The organism is Rhizobium sp. 01L419 (genome assembly GCF_056400025.1).
In genome coordinates, this window is sequence record NZ_JBFTSM010000004.1 from 283,753 (window position 1) to 300,161 (window position 16,409).

A 16,409-nucleotide genomic window follows, 5' to 3' on the forward strand; every position below is an offset into this window, starting at 1 on the left:
GAACCTTGCCGAGGAAAATATGTCTGCCGAAAATGCCGCGATGCCGCAAATCCAGGGCATCTATGAAACCCATCTCACCGTTGCCGATCTGAAGACCTCCATTCCCTTCTACCGCGATATTCTGGGCCTCGAATTCGCCGCCGAATTTCCCGAACGCCGCATCGCCTTCTTCTGGGTGAACGGCAAGAAGAACGCCATGCTCGGCCTCTGGGAAACCGGCACCAGCCCCTTGAAGATGCGCCTGCACATGGCCTTCCGCCTGTCGCGGGAAGAAATGATGCGGGCGCCGGCGCTGCTGATCGACAAGGGCCTGAAACTGCACGGCTTTCACGGCGAACCGATCGTCATCGGCTGGATGCCGGCGCTGTCGCTCTACTTCCACGACCCTGACGGACATTCGATCGAATTCCTGAGCGTGCTCGACGAGGAGCCGGATGCYGCGTTTGGCATGCGGYCCTACGCCGAATGGAAGGCGCGCGGATAGGCACAATCCGACAATGCCGTCCTTGCGTAATGTCATTGCGCAGGGACGGCATATTCTGTATTTCCACGCGCATGATCGACAATGCGACCCAAACAAGCCCCTTCCTGGTGGCAGCGCTCTATCATTTCGTATCCCTGCCGCGCTTCAAGAGCCTGCAGGCGCCGTTGCAGGCGCTGTGCGAGGAGAATGGCGTGAAGGGCACGCTTCTGCTCGCTCATGAGGGCATCAATGGCACGATTGCCGGACCAGATGCCGGCATCCATGCCGTCCTCTCCTTCCTGCGTGCTCAGCCGGAATTTGCTGCCTTGGAGCATAAGGAAAGCCGCGCGTCCAAAATGCCGTTCCTGCGCATGAAGGCAAAGCTGAAGAAAGAAATCGTCACCATGGGCGTCGAGAATATCGACCCCAACAAGGTGGTCGGGACCTATGTCGATCCCAGTGACTGGAATGCACTGATCTCGGATCCCGACACGATCGTCATCGATACCCGCAACGACTACGAGACGGCGATCGGCATCTTCCGCGGCGCGCTTGACCCCCAGACCAAGACCTTCCGTGAGTTTCCAGACTGGGTGCACAACAATCCTGGCCTGCACAACAAGCCGAAGATTGCCATGTATTGCACCGGCGGCATTCGCTGCGAGAAGGCGACCGCCTTCATGAAGGAACAGGGCTTCGAAGAGGTCTATCACCTCAAGGGCGGCATCCTGAAATATCTTGAGGAAGTGCCGCAGGAAGAAAGCCTTTGGGAAGGGGCCTGCTTCGTCTTCGACGAGCGCGTTTCCGTCGAACACGGCCTGAAGGAAGGCGAGCACAAGCTCTGCCATGCCTGCCGCAACCCGATCACGGTAGAAGAGGTCACCTCGCCTCATTACGAGGAAGGCGTTTCCTGCAGCAACTGCTATCTTACACGCAGCGAAGAAGACCGTCTGCGCTATCGTCAGCGCCAGCACCAGATCGCGCTCGCCAAGAAGCGCGGCCAAAAACATATCGGCACCTAGAGCAATTCCAGCAAAAGTGCGCAGCAGTTTTGCGTCCGGAATTGCTTGAGAGCTGAGAGATAGAGCGAAGCTCTACCCTGCGATCCGGCGCTGCGACCGGGTCTTGCGTCGCTCCTGGAGCAAGCCATTGATCTGATCGGCGACCATCGGCTTGCCGAAGAAATAGCCCTGCAGGCTGTCGCAGCCGAAGAGACGCAGCGCAATTGCCTGCTCCTCCGTCTCGATGCCTTCGGCGGTGACGGGGATATCCAGTGCGCGGGCTAGTGCCACCGTCGCCTGCAGCATTTCCCGCTGCCGGCTGTCAGTGGTAACATCGATGACCAGCGAGCGGTCGATCTTGATGCGGTCGAAGCCGAACTGCCGCAGGTAGCCGATCGAAGAGAAGCCGGAGCCGAAATCGTCGAGCGCCACCTTGACGCCGAGCGACTTGAGGCGATCGATCGAATGGCGCGTGCGCTGCGGGTTTTGGATCATGTAGCCTTCAGTGATTTCAAGCGTAACGCGGCTTGCCTCGATCTCCGTCTGCTTCAGCACGTAGCGAACATAATCGGTGAAGGCCGGATTGCGGAACTGACCCGGGGAAACGTTGACCGAGATCTTCAGCTCCGGCCACTGCTTAGCCGTTTCACAGGCCTTGCGCAGCACGAAAAGGCCAAGGGATTCGATGAGCCCGCTGGTTTCGGCAATGGGGATGAAGACTTCAGGCGAAACCGGGCCGTGGCCGGGCCGGTTCCAGCGTACCAGCGCTTCGACGCCAGTCATCTCATGCGTCGCGGCGTCGACGAGCGGCTGATAGGCAAGCGTGAGATCGCCGCTTTCGATCGCCATGCGCAGGTCGAGCTCCAGCGCGTTGCGCTGCGCGCGATCGGTATCCATGGCCGGATCGTAGAGCGTCATGCGGGCGCGTCCGGCTTCCTTTGCCTTGTACATGGCAAGATCGGCGCGGCGTACCAGTTCTTCACGGTCGATCGAGCCGAGCGACGACATGGCGATGCCGATGCTGGCGCCGACCACGACGATCCGCCGGCCGACTTCGAGCGGCTCGGCAAGAAAATCGAGAATCTGCTCCGCAAGCTGCAGTGCGGCAGCATTTTCCGCATCAGAAAGGAAAGCGATTGCGAATTCATCACCGCCGATGCGCGCGAGCACGGCATCATCAGGGATCAGCACGTCCAGCCCAGCCGCAACAGCGCGGATCAGCTGGTCGCCAGTGCCGTGACCATAGCTGTCGTTGACTTCCTTGAAGCCGTCGAGGTCGAGATAGAGCAGCAGGACGTTCCGCTTCGTTTGTCGTGCTTCCGCGACGAAACTGTCCATCGCGAGGCTCAAGCCATCGCGGTTGGAAAGACCGCTCAGACGATCGCGAAGCGCTTCTGCACGCGCACTGTTTTCCTCCGCCTTCAGGCGTCGCCCGGCCAGCCAGCCGATGATGAGCAGGACGACGAAGAACAGGCCGACAAGACCAAGCGCCTGAATGACCATGGGCCGAACCTGAGCATAACCGATATCGCCGGGCGAACGCGACACCCAGACAAGCTTGCCAAGAACCGCGCGGGCAGGGTCTGCGATTTCCACCGAATAGGACGAGGCAAAATCCGCTGGCACTAGCCGCAATCCATTCAGCACATAAGTGGTGCCGAGAGCAGATACCTTCGCATCATCGAGATGCCGGGCGAAAATCAGATAACGATGCTGACCAGCCGGCACGTCCAGCGCACCGGACTTCTCGCGCACGAGCGCGATGCCGACAGCCGCAATGCCTTTTTCGGTCTTGATAAAGCCGGTGGCTTCCGGATTACCGCTGGCGTCAGGTGCGCGAACCTTGTCCAAAAGCAGCCAGAGGGACGGGGCAAAGAAATCGCCGACCGGCTTTTGCATGGGCAGACCGTCCTGATAGGCGATGACGGTCTTCTTCTCATCGTCGATGACAATCGCCATGTCGAAGAGAGGACTATTGACGGACATCTCGCCGTAATTGCTGATCGTCCATGCCATGCCTTCGGGCTCGTAGACATTGGCAGCCGCGTCGTCCCAGGCGGCGTAGTCGTCAAGCGTGGCGGCAAGCTGATCTTCGAAGGTCTTGAGTGCGCCGATAGTGGTTTCGCGCGAGCGCTCATCATCGAGCACGTTGGCATTTTCGGAGACGCGCTCAAGCGCCGTCAGAACCATGATGGTGACAACAGCGACAATGACCGCAAAGGAGAAAAGCACGCCAGTAACCGTGATGTGGCGGCCTAAACCCGATCCGTTGCTTTTAGACCTCAAGACTGCCGGCAATTCATGCAACTCCCCGTTCGGGAAATCTTCGCAGTCAAGGGTCAAGAAACGCTTAAAATCATGAGAACTATCGAGAATCCGGCTTAGGATTACCGGGATACCGTATGGTTTTCGACAGATTGACAACCGGTTTCCAATTATGGTAACTAGTTTCCATAATCGACGATGGAGAACCGCAGATCTTGAAACGCACGATCGCAGCGGATTTGCTGACGGACATCATGCTGATGGTCTTCCGCATCAACGGACGACTGCTGGACGGCGGCGACCGGCTGGGCGCACCGCTGAACCTCACCAGCGCCCGCTGGCAGGTACTCGGAGCGATCTCGCTGTCTCCCGGTCATGTCACGGTGCCCGCCATTGCCGAGATGATGGGCATGACCCGCCAGGGCGCCCAAAAGCAGGTGAACAAGCTGAAGGAAGACGGCTTCATCGAAAAGCGGCCCAACCCGCGCCATCAGCGCTCGCCCTTCTATGTGCTGACGCCGCAAGGCGCTGAGAGTTATGCGCGGATATCAGCGCTTCTTACCGGCTGGGTCAATGCGCTTGCCGGCGGGCTAAATGCAACGGAGCTGCGGGCGGCGCTCGATCTTCTGAACAGGTTCGACCAACGGCTGGCGCTGGACGCCACAAAAAGCGAGGAGCGGAAATGAAAACGATCATTCATGCCGGCGCGGGCACAGTCGCCATGATCCTGATTGCGGGTTTTCTGACCGCAACACTGATCTCCGAACTTCTTCTGGATGCGACCGCTATTCTTACCGTCAAGAAAGCGATCCTTGCCGGCCTCTGTCTGCTGATCCCGGCGCTCGCAATGTCAGGCGGCAGCGGCTTTTCACTTGCCCGCGACCGTCTTTCGCCGGCTATCGAAAGGAAGCGCAGACGCATGAAGATCATTGCAGCAAACGGGCTGCTGATCCTCCTGCCCCTGGCAGTCCTGCTTTACCTTCGCGCGACGGCAGGCCTGTTCGATATTCTCTTCTACGGAATGCAAACGCTGGAAGTGCTGGCCGGCTCCGTCCAGCTTGCGCTGCTCGCCCGGAATTTCCGCGACGGACGGAAAATGACGAGAGGAAAACGTCTCGCAGCAGCAAAGACGCTGAATGCGATCTGAAACGGCAGGGCATTGATGCCCCGCCGAAAATGTCTGCTAGAAATACCTGGCCTCAGACGGCCTTGTGATTACCCTTCGGGAACTGGCTGGCGAGTTCGCGATACCACTTGCCGCTCTTCTTGAGCGTGCGAACCTGCGTTTCGTAGTCGACATGGACGAGGCCGAAGCGCATGCGATAGCCTTCCGCCCATTCGAAATTGTCCATCAGGCTCCAGGCAAAGTAACCGCGCATCGGATAGCCGTCCTTGATGAGACCAGCAACGACATCGAGGTGATCGCTGACATAGTCGAGGCGCATCACGTCATTGACCTCGCCATCGACGACATCGGTATTGTCGCAGGCGCCGTTCTCGGTGATGTAGCATTCCGGCAACTCGTAGCGGCGGTAGAGATCCTCGACGAGCAGCTTGAGGCCCGGCGAATAGACTTCCCAGCCGATATCCGTCTTCACGTCGCTTGCCGGAGGCGCTTCCACTGTCCAGGGGAAGTCGCCCTTGCGGCTGGCATCGTCGGCGACGCGCTCCGGCTTGTAGTAGTTCAGGCCCCACCAATCGAGCTTCTGATTGATGATCTTGAGATCGCCGTCTTCGATAACAGGCATGCGATCGCCGAGAGCCTCGACGAATTCCCTGGGATATTCACCCTTGAAGACAGGGTCGAAGAAAGCGCCGTTATGAAACTGATGGGCGCGCTCGCCGGCAGCAAGATCGGCCGCATTGTCCGAACCGGGAATGATCGAGGAGGCATTGAGCACCAAACCGACAGGCACGTTCGGTGCTTCCGAACGGATCGCCTCGACACCGAGACCATGCGCAAGGTTCATGTAGTGCATGGCATGAAGCGCGGCCTGCATGTTGCGCTCGCCCGGCGCATGAATGCCATAGAGATGGCTGAGCCAGACGATGCACCAAGGCTCGTTGAAGGTCGCGACGCTGTCGAGGCGGTCGCCAAGGCGGCTCATGACAGTCTTGGCATAACGCTGATAGGCGTAAGCCGTCGAACGCGCCGTCCAGCCGCCATCGCCTGCGAGCAGCAGCGGCAAGTCCCAGTGATAGAGCGTCGCGAAGGTCTTGATGCCGCGCGCCTTGCAGCCGTCGACGAGACGATCGTAGAAATCGAGGCCGGCCTCGTTCACCGGACCGGTGCCATCGGGAATGATGCGCGGCCAGGCGATCGAGAAACGATAGGCATCGACGCCCATGCTCTTGATGAGATCGAGGTCCTGTTCCAGCCGGTTATAGTGGTCGCAGGCGACATCGCCGTTATCACGGTTATAGACGCGGCCCGGCATGTTGCAGAAGGCGTCCCAGATGGATGGCTTGCGGCCATCGGCCTTGCTGGCGCCTTCGATCTGGAAGGCAGCGGTGGCAACACCGAAGGTGAAATCGCCGGGGAATCGGTCTGCAAAGGTTTTCGGATCGATCATCTGTGAATCCCATCTCTCAGTTGTGGACTGACCGTTTGCGCGGGGTGTAGCCAAGCCCACGTCCAAAGTACAGGCCGGAAAGTGAAAAACTGCAACGTTACAGGACGAAAGACAACGTTGCGGCAAGGCTGCCATAAACCCTTCTTCCAGATCTCATAACGCCAATGTTAGCAGTCGTGATTTGCTGTCGCGAACTTGATCCTTACACCGGAAAGAGCATCACAATATGAAAGGAAACGAATGCTCTCTTCGATCCATCTGCTGCAGCCGCATCTCCTGAGCCTGCTGCGCATCGTCTCGTCCCTCGTGCTTTTCAGCTACGGAACGCAGAAGATCCTGCTTTTCCCGGCTGCGGCAAGCGTGCCGCCCATCGGCTCGCTGTCCTGGGTTGCCGGTCTCATCGAACTCACGCTCGGCTTCCTGGTGCTCATCGGTTTCCAGACCCGCATCGCAGCCTTCGTGCTTTCCGGCCTCATGGCGTCAGCCTATTTCATCGGCCACGCATCGAAGAGTTTCTTCCCGGCGCAGAATGGCGGCGTCGCGGCAATCCTGTTCTGCTTCGTCTTCCTTTATCTGGTCGCCGCCGGCGCCGGACCTTTCAGCATCGACAACCTGCTGAAGCGCAATCGCACTGCGGTTGCCGCCTGATCACCGCAGAAAAAACGCCGGGGCGATATCCAACCGCCCCGGCGTTTTTTAATGACATGCGCCTGATTGGCTCGGAAATTCAGACCTTGACCCAGGCACCGTTGCGCTTGGACGACGCGACGCAGGCCTCGACGAAGGCGACACCCTTCACGCCGTCATCGACTGTCGGGTAGACCACGGCCTTATCGACAGCCTTGCCCTTCTTGTGGGCGTTGATGGCGTGTGCGGCTTCCGTATAGATCGTCGCAAAGGCTTCGAGATAACCTTCCGGATGACCGGAGGGAACGCGTGAAACCCGGGCAGCAGCAGCACCGGAACCGGCGCCGTTGCGGGTGATCAACCGCTTTGACTCGCCAAACGGCGTGTACCAGAGGTAGTTCGGATCGGCCTGAACCCATTCGAAACCACCCTTGGTGCCGTAGACGCGCACCTTGAGACCGTTCTCGTGGCCCGGCGCCACCTGGCTGCACCAGAGCATGCCCTTGGCCGGCTTTTCCGACCCCTTGGCCTTGAAGCGCAGCATCACGTGGGCGTTGTCGTCGAGACGACGGCCCGGCACGAAGCTGTCGAGATCGGCAGCAAGGCTGTCGAGTTCCAGGCCGGTGATGAACGAAGCCAGATTGTAGGCATGCGTGCCGATATCGCCGGTTGAACCGCCGACGCCGGATTGTGCCGGGTCGGTGCGCCATGCAGCCTGCTTCTGGCCGGATTGTTCGATGGCTTCCGTCAGCCAGTCCTGCGGATATTCGGCCTGAACGATGCGGATATCGCCGAGTTCGCCATTGGCGACCATTTCGCGCGCCTGACGAACCATCGGATAGCCGGTGTAGTTATGCGTCAGGATGAAGAGCGCGCCGCTCTCGTCGGCAACCTTCTTCAGCTTCTTGGCATCGGCAAGGTTTGAGGTCAGCGGCTTGTCGCAGATGACGTGGATGCCGCGGCGCAGGAACTCCTTGGCCGCGTCATAATGCACATGGTTCGGCGTGACGATGGAAACGGCTTCGATGCCGTTCTTCAGCTTGGCTTCGCGGATCGCCATTTCCCGGTAGCTGGAATAGGTGCGCGACGGATCGAGACCGAGATCGCGACCCGACTGTGCAGCCTTTTCCGGCGTCGACGACAGCGCGCCGGCGATCAGATCATACTGATCGTCGATACGTGCTGCGATACGGTGAACGGCGCCGATGAAGGCGCCAGCCCCGCCGCCGACCATACCGAGCCGGATGCGTGGCTCGCGGGTCTGTTCGGATGATGCTTCGATTGCCATAATATTCTCCTCGAAATCCTGACCCGGTTACGACAGACCGAGCATGCGCCGGTTGGCTGCCTGGTCGGTGCCGCCGGCAGCGAAGTCGTCGAAGGCCTTTTCAGTAACGCGGATGATATGCGCCGCGACGAATTCAGCGCCTTCGCGTGCACCGTCTTCCGGATGCTTCAGCGCGCATTCCCACTCGACCACGGCCCAGCCGTCAAAATTGTTGGCGGTCATCTTGGAGAAGACGGCGCCGAAATCGACCTGGCCATCGCCCAGCGAACGGAAGCGGCCCGCACGCTCGACCCAACCCTGATAGCCGCCATAAACGCCCTGACGTCCGGTCGGATTGAACTCAGCATCCTTGACGTGGAACATCTTGATGCGGTCTTTGTAGATGTCGATATTGTCGAGATAGTCGAGGCACTGCAGAACGTAGTGCGACGGATCGTAAAGCATGTTGGCGCGCGGATGGTTGCCGACGCGTTCCAGGAACATCTCGTAGGTGATGCCGTCGTGCAGGTCTTCGCCCGGATGGATTTCGTAGCAGACGTCGATGCCGTTTTCGTCGGCATGGTCGAGGATCGGCTTCCAGCGGCGGGCAAGCTCGTCGAAGGCGGTCTCGACGAGACCGGCCGGGCGCTGCGGCCAGGGATAGATGAAGGGCCAGGCAAGCGCCCCGGAGAAGGTCGCATGCGCCTTGAGGCCGAGATGCTTGGAAGCCGTCAGGGCATACTTGACCTGCTGCACGGCCCATTCCTGGCGCGCCTTCGGATTGCCGCGCACTTCAGGTGCGGCAAAACCATCGAAGGCTTCGTCATAGGCCGGATGAACGGCAACGAGCTGGCCCTGCAGGTGGGTGGAAAGTTCGGTGACCTCGACGCCATTTTCGCGCGCCTTGCCTGCGAATTCATCGCAGTAGTCCTTGGAGGTCGCCGCCTTCTTGAGGTCGACGAGCTGGCTTGCCCAGGTCGGAACCTGCACGCCCTTGTAGCCGGTGTCGGCCGCCCATTTGGTGATCGCGTCCCAGGAATTGAAAGGCGCGGTATCGCCCGCGAATTGCCCAAGGAACAGGCCGGGGCCCTTGATCGTCTTCATGTCAGATTCCTCCCTGAATATCGATCGTAAACGTTTTCGATAAATCCTAGTGCGCCGTTCGGTAAAGAAAAGGCGCCTCCCCGCCAATGCGAAGGATTTGGCGGGTTAGCCGAAAATCAACGCGGACTGGACCTAATCACGCTCGCCGCAGATGGGCAAGAGGTACGTGCCGCATTTTGGCTGCAACTTGTCTGAAGGCACGAAAATGCGCCCATCCTTGCGAACGGGCGCATTCATCGAAAGCGGTTATCAGAACGGAGAGTCCGGGAAGTAGAAGTTCTTGGCATTCTCCTTGGTGACGAGCGTCGCGTCGAGGATGTAGTTGCCGTGAACCGGAACCTGATCGTAAAGCGCAGCAGCCGTCAGTTCCATTGCCGTACCGACCATTGCCGGCGGATAGAGAACGTCGACCGGGATCAGCTTATCGCCATCCATGACCTTCTTGATCATGTCCTTGGAGCCGGCGCCGGCAACGACATACTGGATGTCGGTGCGCTTGGCCTGCTCGATGGCCTGCAGAACGCCGACAGCCATGTCGTCATCCTGGCACCATACGACGTCGATCTTCGGATACTTCGTCAGGTAATCCTGCATGACCTTGAAGGCATCGTCGCGGTTCCAGTTGCCGTACTGACGGTCGAGAACCTTGACCTTGGAGCCGGCGATACCCTTGTCGAAGCCGTCCTGGCGCTGCTGGTCGATCGGGATCGGCAGACCGCGGATGATAACGACTTCGGCTTCTGGCGTCTTTCCAGCAATGTACTTGCCGGCGACTTCGCCGAGCGCCGGGTTGTTGCCGGCAACGTAAAGGTCACGCACGGAATTGTCGTTGCTCGACGGCGCACGGTCGACGAGCGCAACGAACTTGCCCTTGCCCTTGACTTCCTTGATGGCGTTGACGAGCGGATCCGGATCGGAAGGCAGGATGACAAGCGCATCGATGCCCTGCGTATCGAGGTCCTGTACGGCGTTTGCCTGCGTTGCGGCATCCGGCGAGGTCTTGACGATGACGTTCAGACCCGGATGTTCGGCCATCAGCTTCTTGGCAACGCGCTCGGCGTGGAACACCACGCCCGACGTCCAGCCGTGGTCAGCGGCCGGAATGGACACGCCGATCGTATAATTCTTGTCCTGGGCGTAGGCTGCGCCGGCAAAAGCCACCCCCGCAACAGCCAGACCCAACATGAGCTTGCGCATGCTATTTCCTCCCAAAAATATCAGGGACTTCTCCAATCCGAACCGGGTGCCCTGGATAGCCCGGCCAATTCGAAAAACAGGCTGTCTTACGATTTGCGCACCAGCGACCGCTGCACCAGCATGGCGATGATGATGATCGCGCCCTGGATTGCACCGATGAGGTACTCGCTGATGAAGTTCGAAAGCAGCATGATGTTGCCGACGAGTTCGAGAATGAAGGCACCGCAGATCGTGCCCCATACCCGGCCGGCCCCGCCCTTCAGCGCCGTGCCACCAACGACGACGGCCGTGATCGCCTGCAGCTCCCACAGGATGCCGGTCGTTGCCGAAGTCGAGCCAAGGCGTGGCACGTAGAGCAGCACTGCAATCGCCACGCAGAGACCCTGAATGACGAAGGCGATGGTGCGCACGCGGTTTACCGCAATACCGGAATAGCGCGCCACATCGCTGTTCGAGCCGACAGCCACAACATGCCGGCCGTAACGCGTGCGATAGAGAATGAAGGCTGCGACCGCGGTGACCGCCAGGATGACGACGATCGGCACCGGCACGCCGAGAAAACTGCCGAAATAGGCAGGGCGATAAAGCGTCTGGATATCCGCAGAGCGCAGCGTGATCGCACCGCCCTGCGACAGCCATGTCGTCAAGCCGCGGTAGATGCCCATCGTACCAAGGGTGGCAATGAAGGGTTCGATCTTGCCGACCGTCGTGATGAGACCGTTTGCAAGACCACAGAGCGCTCCGGCGACCACGGCGAAGACGACAGCTGCAACCAGCATCAGCGTCGGATCGGCGATGACGCCGGAATTGATCAGTAGGATCATCAGGCTGGCGACAAAGGCCACCATGGAGCCGACGGAAAGGTCGAGGTCGCCGGCCGAGATCACGAAGGTCGCGCCGACGGCGATGATCGCAATGAAGGCGCAGCGCGTCGCGACATTCGTAAGGTTGGTGAGGCCGATGAAATTGGGATTGACCAGCGCGCCCACGATGAGGAGCAAGGCCAGTGCGGCAAAGGGCGCTACCGCACGCAGATCGACATCACGCCAGGATCTGCGCCGGATTTCCCTGGTCTCCTCGTTAACACTCATGTCCAAAACCAACCTCCCGTCCCATTACTACTGGGCATCTTGTTTGTCCCGCGTGCGGGCCGCCCATACCGCGCTCTGCCGGCGTCAGGCGGCTACCTGACGCTTCAGGCCTGCCGCGTAACGCATGATTTCCTGCTCGGAAATTTCATCGCCCTCGAGGATGCCGACAATCCGACCCTCGCGCATGACGGCCACGCGCGTGCAGAGGCCGATGACCTCGGGCATTTCCGAGGAGACGACTATGATTGCCCGCCCGTCACGGGCGAGCGCCGAGATGAAATGATAGATCTGCTGCTTGGTGCCGACATCGATCCCTCGTGTCGGCTCGTCGATGATGATGATCTGCGGCTCGGTCTCCATGACCTTGGCCAGAAGCAGCTTCTGCTGGTTGCCGCCCGACATGCGCCCAGCAATGATATTGCCGTCGCGTACCCTGATGTCGAAGCGGCGCTTGGCCTTGGCAAGAGCCGCCGCCTCGCTGCCGGGGCTGAGATAACCGTGGCTGACATGACGCTCGAGCGACTGCAGCGTCAGATTGGCAATCATGCCCGAACTGAGCAGCAGGCCTTTCGACTTGCGGTCCTTGGTCATGTAGGCAAGGCCAGCGCGATTGACGGCGCGCGCATCGCCCGAGGACACGCTCTCGCCATGGATGACGACCTCGCCCGAAAGCCGTGAACGAAGGCCGGCAATCGCCTCCATCAATTCCGTGCGGCCCGAGCCGATCAGTCCGGAAAAGCCAATCACTTCGCCCTTGCGCACCTCGAAGCTCGCGTCCTGCACATAGCCGGTCGAAACTGAACTGACGCGAAGCACGACTTCTTCGTCGACGTTGGGTTCGACCTTGGCGGGATAGAGGCTGGAAAGCTCCCGGCCAACCATGAGCTGAGCGATGGATTCACCGTCCAGCATAGAGGTCGGCGCCGTCTTCACCCATTGGCCGTCACGCAGGACCGTGACCATGTCGGTCAATTCCATCACCTCGTCCAGCTTGTGGGAAACGAAGACAAAGCTGGTGCCCTGATCGCGCAGTTTACGCACCTGCTTGAAGAGCATGTTGGTTTCCTCGCGCGACAGGACTGCCGTCGGCTCGTCCATGAAGACGACGCGCGCATCGCGACTGATGGCCTTGGCGATCTCGACCATCTGTTTGTCGGCGATGGAAAGCGAACTGATCATTGCATTCTCGTCGACATGCGAACCGAGCAGGTCGAGCACCCGGCGCGTCTCAGCTCGCATATGCTTGCGGTCGAGCACGCCGAAATGCGTAACCTCGCGCCCGAGAAACAGGCTCTCGGTCACGGTCAGATGTTCGGCGAGATTGAATTCCTGATGGATAATGACGATTCCGAGCGCCTCGGCCGCACCGTTCGGCGGGAGCACCACGGATTTGCCGTCCAGCAGGATTTCGCCCGATGTCGGCTGCTCGAAACCGGAGAGGATCTTGACCAGGGTCGATTTTCCAGCACCGTTTTCGCCCATCAGCGCGTGAATTTCACCGGCGCGAAGATCGAAATTGACGCTGAAAAGAACCTGCACGCCGCTGAAAGACTTGCAAATGCGCCTGGCGGACAACACCACCGGCGCAGCCTCTGCGGTATCCATGCTCATGATTTTCCTCCTGCGGCTCCCATCCGCTTATGTTGGGCATATGTAAACCTTTACATCGGGCATGTAAAGGTTTACATCGTGGATTCACACAGACTTGTTGAAGGCTGCCTTTGACCTCCCGGCAAGTCTGTGTAGTGTGCGGCGAAGACAGCCCAAGGCAGACCCCGTGTCGAATTCCACGCCCGCTACAATCGAAGACGTCGCCCGGATCGCCGAGGTTTCCATCGCGACGGTTTCGCGGGCAATCCATATGCCCGAAAAGGTGGCCAATTCCACGCGCCTGAAGGTCAACCAGGCGATCGCCATCACCGGTTATACGACCAATGCCATGGCGCGCAGCCTGCGGCTCGGCCGTTCCAATATGATCCTGGTGGTGGCGCCCGATATCGGCGACCCCAATTTTTCCAATATCCTGATCGGCCTGGAAAACGAGGCCCGCGCCCATGGCTACGGCATTCTCATCGGCCATACGCAGAACGATGCGCAGCGCGGCCTGGAATATCTGAAATTTTTTAGCTCCAACCAGGCGGCTGGGCTGATCCTTTTCACGGGCATCCTGCCCTTCGGTCATCAGACCGTGACGGCTCAATTGCCGCCGAGTGTTGGTGTATTCGAACCTGTCTTCAATGGCGGCATTCCCTATGTCGGCGTTGACGATATCGAGGGCGCCAGAAAGGCAGTCGACCTGCTTCTGGCCGAAGGACACCGCAAGATCGCCTTCATCGGCGATTCCCGCACCCGCCTCGCCTATAGCCGCCGCCGGCAGGGCTATGATGCCGGTCTCGACGCCGCCGGCGTGCCGAAAGACACGCGTATCGTACTGGAGGGCGACGGCACGATCGAGAGCGGCCGCCATGCCGTGGAACAGCTTTTCATGCGCGACACGCTGCCCAGTGCCTTCATGTGCGTCAATGACCAGACGGCGATCGGCGTCATGATCGGCCTCGATGCCCGCGGATACAACATCCCGCAGGATTTCTCTGTCACCGGTTTCGACGACGTACCGCAAGCCGTTTTCATGAGCCCGTCGCTAACGACGATCCGCCAGCCACGCACGGCAATCGGCAAACAGGCCATGGCACTGTTGCTGGAACTTCTGTCGAATGGTCGCCCGGCCGAAACGGAAATCCTGTTGCGGCCGGATCTGGTGGTGCGCAATTCGGTCTCTGCGCCGCCGCGCAACTGGCAGAAGCGATAACGTCCGCTTCGTTTATAGCTGAGCTTCGATGGCGGCCTTGTCGATGATCGACCAGACCTGCTCGATCCGCCCCTGCAGAAACTCGTAGAAGACGTTCTCGGCAAACTGAACCTTCCTGCCGTTGACCGGCAGGCCGAACAGCTTCTCCTTCGGCGTGCAATCGAAAAACAACCGGCTGGCGACACGCGGCGGCTCGCACACCAGCATCCGGATATCGAAGAAAAGGTCGGGGATCGCCCGGAAATCGCCTTCGAGCATGTCGCGATAGCCGGAGAGGCCAATATGTTTGCCGTTATAGCGGACGTCCGCGTGCACGAAATTGCCGAGGTTCGGCCAGTCCTGGCTGTTCAGGCAAGCGATATAGCCCCGATAAAGATCGGGAAGATTGGCGTCCGTCATGAAAGCGATCCGCGTTCGTAAACTGTCGGCCGAAAACTAGGACGCTGGGGACATCCGACAATACTGATCCAGGTGCAAAAAAGCCGGGAAGCTTTCGCTCCCCGGCCCTCATAAGAAATCAAACCAGCAATCAAACGTAGCGGTTGACGATGTTTTCGAGCAGCTCCTGCTTGCCGGACCTCGGCTGCGGGTTGACGTCCTTGCTCTCGACCCAATGGGTAATCTCGTCCAGCGAATATTCGCCGCGGAAGAGCTTCTGGCTTTCGGCCGAATCCCAGCCGGCATAGCGGTCTGCGAGCGGCTGGGAGAGGGCCTTGTCCTCGACCATCTTGGCGGCAGCCTTCAGGCCACGGGCGCAGCAATCCATGCCGCCGATATGGCCGATCAGCAGGTCTGCCGGATCGAGCGACTGACGGCGCAGCTTCGAATCGAAGTTGGTACCGCCTGTCTTGAAGCCGCCGCCTGCCAGAACGTGGTAATAGGCCAGTGCCATTTCCGGAACGTTGTTCGGGAACTGGTCGGTATCCCAACCGGACTGGTAGTCGTTGCGGTTCATATCGATCGAGCCGAAGATGCCGAGCGCGTTTGCGAGCGCCAGTTCATGCTCGAAGGAGTGGCCGGCGAGGATTGCATGGCCCTGCTCGATGTTGAGCTTCACTTCATTTTCGAGACCGTGCTTCTTGAGGAAGCCATAGACGGTCGCAACGTCGTAGTCGTACTGGTGCTTGGTCGGCTCCTGCGGCTTCGGCTCGATGAGGATCGTGCCCTTGTAACCGATCTTGTGCTTGTACTCGACGACGAGGTTGAGGAAGCGGCCGAGCTGGTCGAGCTCGCGACCGATGTCGGTGTTGAGCAGGGTTTCATAGCCTTCGCGTCCGCCCCACAGAACGTAGTTTTCGCCGCCGAGCTTCTGCGTGGCGTCGATGCAGGTCTTCACCGTCGCGGCGGCGAAAGCAAAGACATCCGGATCCGGGTTGGTAGCAGCACCCGACATGTAGCGGCGGTTGGAGAAGAGGTTCGCCGTGCCCCAGAGCAGCTTGGTGCCGGTGGTGGCCTGCTTCTCGGCGAAGTAATCGACGATCTCGTTCAGGTTTTTCGTGTTTTCGGCAAAGTTCTTGCCTTCCGGGCGCACGTCAGCGTCGTGGAAGCAATAGTAGGGCGCGCCGAGCAGCGAGAAGAATTCGAAAGCGACGTCAGCCTTGAGTTTGGCGGCCTTCATCGTGTCTTCGAACCACGGACGCAGGAAGGTCTGGCCGCCGAAGGGATCGCCGCCCGGCCAGGTGAATGTGTGCCAGTACGCGACTGCGAAGCGCAGATGGTCTTCCATGCGCTTGCCGAGAACGATTTCGTCCGGCTGATAGTGACGGAACGCCAACGGATTGGTGCTGTCGGGGCCTTCGTACTTCACTTTCTGGATATCGCCGAAAAATCCGGTGCTCATTTGGGTTCTCCTTGGGTTTGTAGCTCAGTCTTGTCGTCCGTGCCTGAAGCCCCTCATCCGACCCTTCGGGCCACCTTCTCCCCGAGGGGAGAAGGGCATGAGGCACCGCCGCGAGTCTCTTCTCCCCAGCGGGGAGAAGGTGCCGGCAGGCGGATGAGGGGGCCACCGGCTC

Annotated in this window: 15 protein-coding genes; 6 read left to right on the top strand and 9 right to left on the bottom strand. The window is 59.7% G+C overall.

Annotation, left to right across the window (positions count from 1 at the left end; all coding sequences use genetic code 11):
• The first annotated feature begins 19 nt into the window (after positions 1-19).
• Both AC1DUP_RS11345 and trhO read left to right on the top strand, forming a co-directional pair.
• Positions 20-484, top strand: coding sequence for a VOC family protein (locus AC1DUP_RS11345; protein WP_477832692.1), 465 nt, complete (start codon positions 20-22; stop codon positions 482-484).
• A gap of 71 nt (positions 485-555) precedes the next feature.
• Positions 556-1,485: an oxygen-dependent tRNA uridine(34) hydroxylase TrhO gene (gene trhO / locus AC1DUP_RS11350; RefSeq protein ID WP_477832726.1), complete on the top strand. Its 930-nt coding sequence runs from the start codon at positions 556-558 to the stop codon at positions 1,483-1,485.
• A 72-nt stretch (positions 1,486-1,557) separates the two neighbouring features.
• On the opposite strand, the gene AC1DUP_RS11355 is transcribed toward trhO, so the two are convergent.
• The gene (locus tag AC1DUP_RS11355) at positions 1,558-3,762 is read right to left on the bottom strand and encodes a bifunctional diguanylate cyclase/phosphodiesterase (RefSeq protein WP_477832693.1); all 2,205 of its coding nucleotides are present in this window, start codon (positions 3,760-3,762) and stop codon (positions 1,558-1,560) included.
• Between the two features lie 182 nt (positions 3,763-3,944).
• Here AC1DUP_RS11355 and AC1DUP_RS11360 point away from each other — a divergent pair, with 182 nt between their 5' ends.
• Both AC1DUP_RS11360 and AC1DUP_RS11365 read left to right on the top strand, forming a co-directional pair.
• Positions 3,945-4,415, top strand: a complete 471-nt coding sequence (locus AC1DUP_RS11360) for a MarR family winged helix-turn-helix transcriptional regulator (RefSeq protein ID WP_477832694.1) — start codon at positions 3,945-3,947, stop codon at positions 4,413-4,415.
• Complete coding sequence (locus AC1DUP_RS11365; protein WP_477832695.1) at positions 4,412-4,876, top strand: hypothetical protein; 465 nt, start codon at positions 4,412-4,414, stop codon at positions 4,874-4,876. The genes AC1DUP_RS11360 and AC1DUP_RS11365 overlap by 4 nt, the downstream gene beginning before the upstream one ends.
• A gap of 52 nt (positions 4,877-4,928) precedes the next feature.
• On the opposite strand, the gene AC1DUP_RS11370 is transcribed toward AC1DUP_RS11365, so the two are convergent.
• Positions 4,929-6,302 (bottom strand): GH1 family beta-glucosidase, encoded by a 1,374-nt coding sequence (locus tag AC1DUP_RS11370; protein ID WP_477832696.1) that lies wholly within the window; start codon positions 6,300-6,302, stop codon positions 4,929-4,931.
• A gap of 240 nt (positions 6,303-6,542) precedes the next feature.
• On the opposite strand from AC1DUP_RS11370, the gene AC1DUP_RS11375 reads away from it, so the two are divergent.
• Positions 6,543-6,950, top strand: coding sequence for a DoxX family protein (locus AC1DUP_RS11375; RefSeq protein WP_477832697.1), 408 nt, complete (start codon positions 6,543-6,545; stop codon positions 6,948-6,950).
• Positions 6,951-7,029: 79 nt separating this feature from the next.
• Here AC1DUP_RS11375 and AC1DUP_RS11380 read toward each other — a convergent pair whose 3' ends face one another.
• From AC1DUP_RS11380 to AC1DUP_RS11400, 5 genes are all read right to left on the bottom strand, one after another.
• A complete protein-coding gene (locus AC1DUP_RS11380; RefSeq protein ID WP_113310364.1) occupies positions 7,030-8,217 on the bottom strand; it encodes a Gfo/Idh/MocA family protein in 1,188 nt (395 codons plus the stop codon).
• Positions 8,218-8,244: 27 nt separating this feature from the next.
• Positions 8,245-9,300, bottom strand: a complete 1,056-nt coding sequence (locus AC1DUP_RS11385; protein ID WP_477832698.1) for a sugar phosphate isomerase/epimerase family protein — start codon at positions 9,298-9,300, stop codon at positions 8,245-8,247.
• Positions 9,301-9,549: 249 nt separating this feature from the next.
• Positions 9,550-10,497 (bottom strand): substrate-binding domain-containing protein, encoded by a 948-nt coding sequence (locus AC1DUP_RS11390; RefSeq protein ID WP_113295987.1) that lies wholly within the window; start codon positions 10,495-10,497, stop codon positions 9,550-9,552.
• 86 nt (positions 10,498-10,583) lie between these two features.
• The gene (locus AC1DUP_RS11395; RefSeq protein ID WP_113295986.1) at positions 10,584-11,588 is read right to left on the bottom strand and encodes an ABC transporter permease; all 1,005 of its coding nucleotides are present in this window, start codon (positions 11,586-11,588) and stop codon (positions 10,584-10,586) included.
• 84 nt (positions 11,589-11,672) lie between these two features.
• A complete protein-coding gene (locus tag AC1DUP_RS11400; protein ID WP_113295985.1) occupies positions 11,673-13,199 on the bottom strand; it encodes a sugar ABC transporter ATP-binding protein in 1,527 nt (508 codons plus the stop codon).
• Between the two features lie 166 nt (positions 13,200-13,365).
• On the opposite strand from AC1DUP_RS11400, the gene AC1DUP_RS11405 reads away from it, so the two are divergent.
• On the top strand, positions 13,366-14,397 hold the full coding sequence (locus tag AC1DUP_RS11405) for a LacI family DNA-binding transcriptional regulator (protein ID WP_113295984.1): 1,032 nt from the start codon (positions 13,366-13,368) through the stop codon (positions 14,395-14,397).
• A gap of 12 nt (positions 14,398-14,409) precedes the next feature.
• Here AC1DUP_RS11405 and AC1DUP_RS11410 read toward each other — a convergent pair whose 3' ends face one another.
• On the bottom strand, positions 14,410-14,796 hold the full coding sequence (locus AC1DUP_RS11410) for an ester cyclase (RefSeq protein WP_113508492.1): 387 nt from the start codon (positions 14,794-14,796) through the stop codon (positions 14,410-14,412).
• Positions 14,797-14,926: 130 nt separating this feature from the next.
• A complete protein-coding gene (xylA, locus tag AC1DUP_RS11415) occupies positions 14,927-16,237 on the bottom strand; it encodes a xylose isomerase (protein WP_113310366.1) in 1,311 nt (436 codons plus the stop codon).
• Positions 16,238-16,409 lie beyond the last annotated feature (172 nt).

Bases quoted from the DNA above. Each gene is read 5' to 3' on its own strand.
- trhO (WP_477832726.1), top strand. From the start codon at position 556: ATGATCGACAATGCGACCCAAACAAGCCCCTTCCTGGTGGCAGCGCTC.
- AC1DUP_RS11365 (WP_477832695.1), top strand. From the start codon at position 4,412: ATGAAAACGATCATTCATGCCGGCGCGGGCACAGTCGCCATGATCCTG.
- AC1DUP_RS11370 (WP_477832696.1), bottom strand. From the start codon at position 6,302: ATGATCGATCCGAAAACCTTTGCAGACCGATTCCCCGGCGATTTCACC.
- AC1DUP_RS11375 (WP_477832697.1), top strand. From the start codon at position 6,543: ATGCTCTCTTCGATCCATCTGCTGCAGCCGCATCTCCTGAGCCTGCTG.
- AC1DUP_RS11380 (WP_113310364.1), bottom strand. From the start codon at position 8,217: ATGGCAATCGAAGCATCATCCGAACAGACCCGCGAGCCACGCATCCGG.
- AC1DUP_RS11385 (WP_477832698.1), bottom strand. From the start codon at position 9,300: ATGAAGACGATCAAGGGCCCCGGCCTGTTCCTTGGGCAATTCGCGGGC.
- AC1DUP_RS11390 (WP_113295987.1), bottom strand. From the start codon at position 10,497: ATGCGCAAGCTCATGTTGGGTCTGGCTGTTGCGGGGGTGGCTTTTGCC.
- AC1DUP_RS11395 (WP_113295986.1), bottom strand. From the start codon at position 11,588: ATGAGTGTTAACGAGGAGACCAGGGAAATCCGGCGCAGATCCTGGCGT.
- AC1DUP_RS11400 (WP_113295985.1), bottom strand. From the start codon at position 13,199: ATGAGCATGGATACCGCAGAGGCTGCGCCGGTGGTGTTGTCCGCCAGG.
- AC1DUP_RS11410 (WP_113508492.1), bottom strand. From the start codon at position 14,796: ATGACGGACGCCAATCTTCCCGATCTTTATCGGGGCTATATCGCTTGC.
- xylA (WP_113310366.1), bottom strand. From the start codon at position 16,237: ATGAGCACCGGATTTTTCGGCGATATCCAGAAAGTGAAGTACGAAGGC.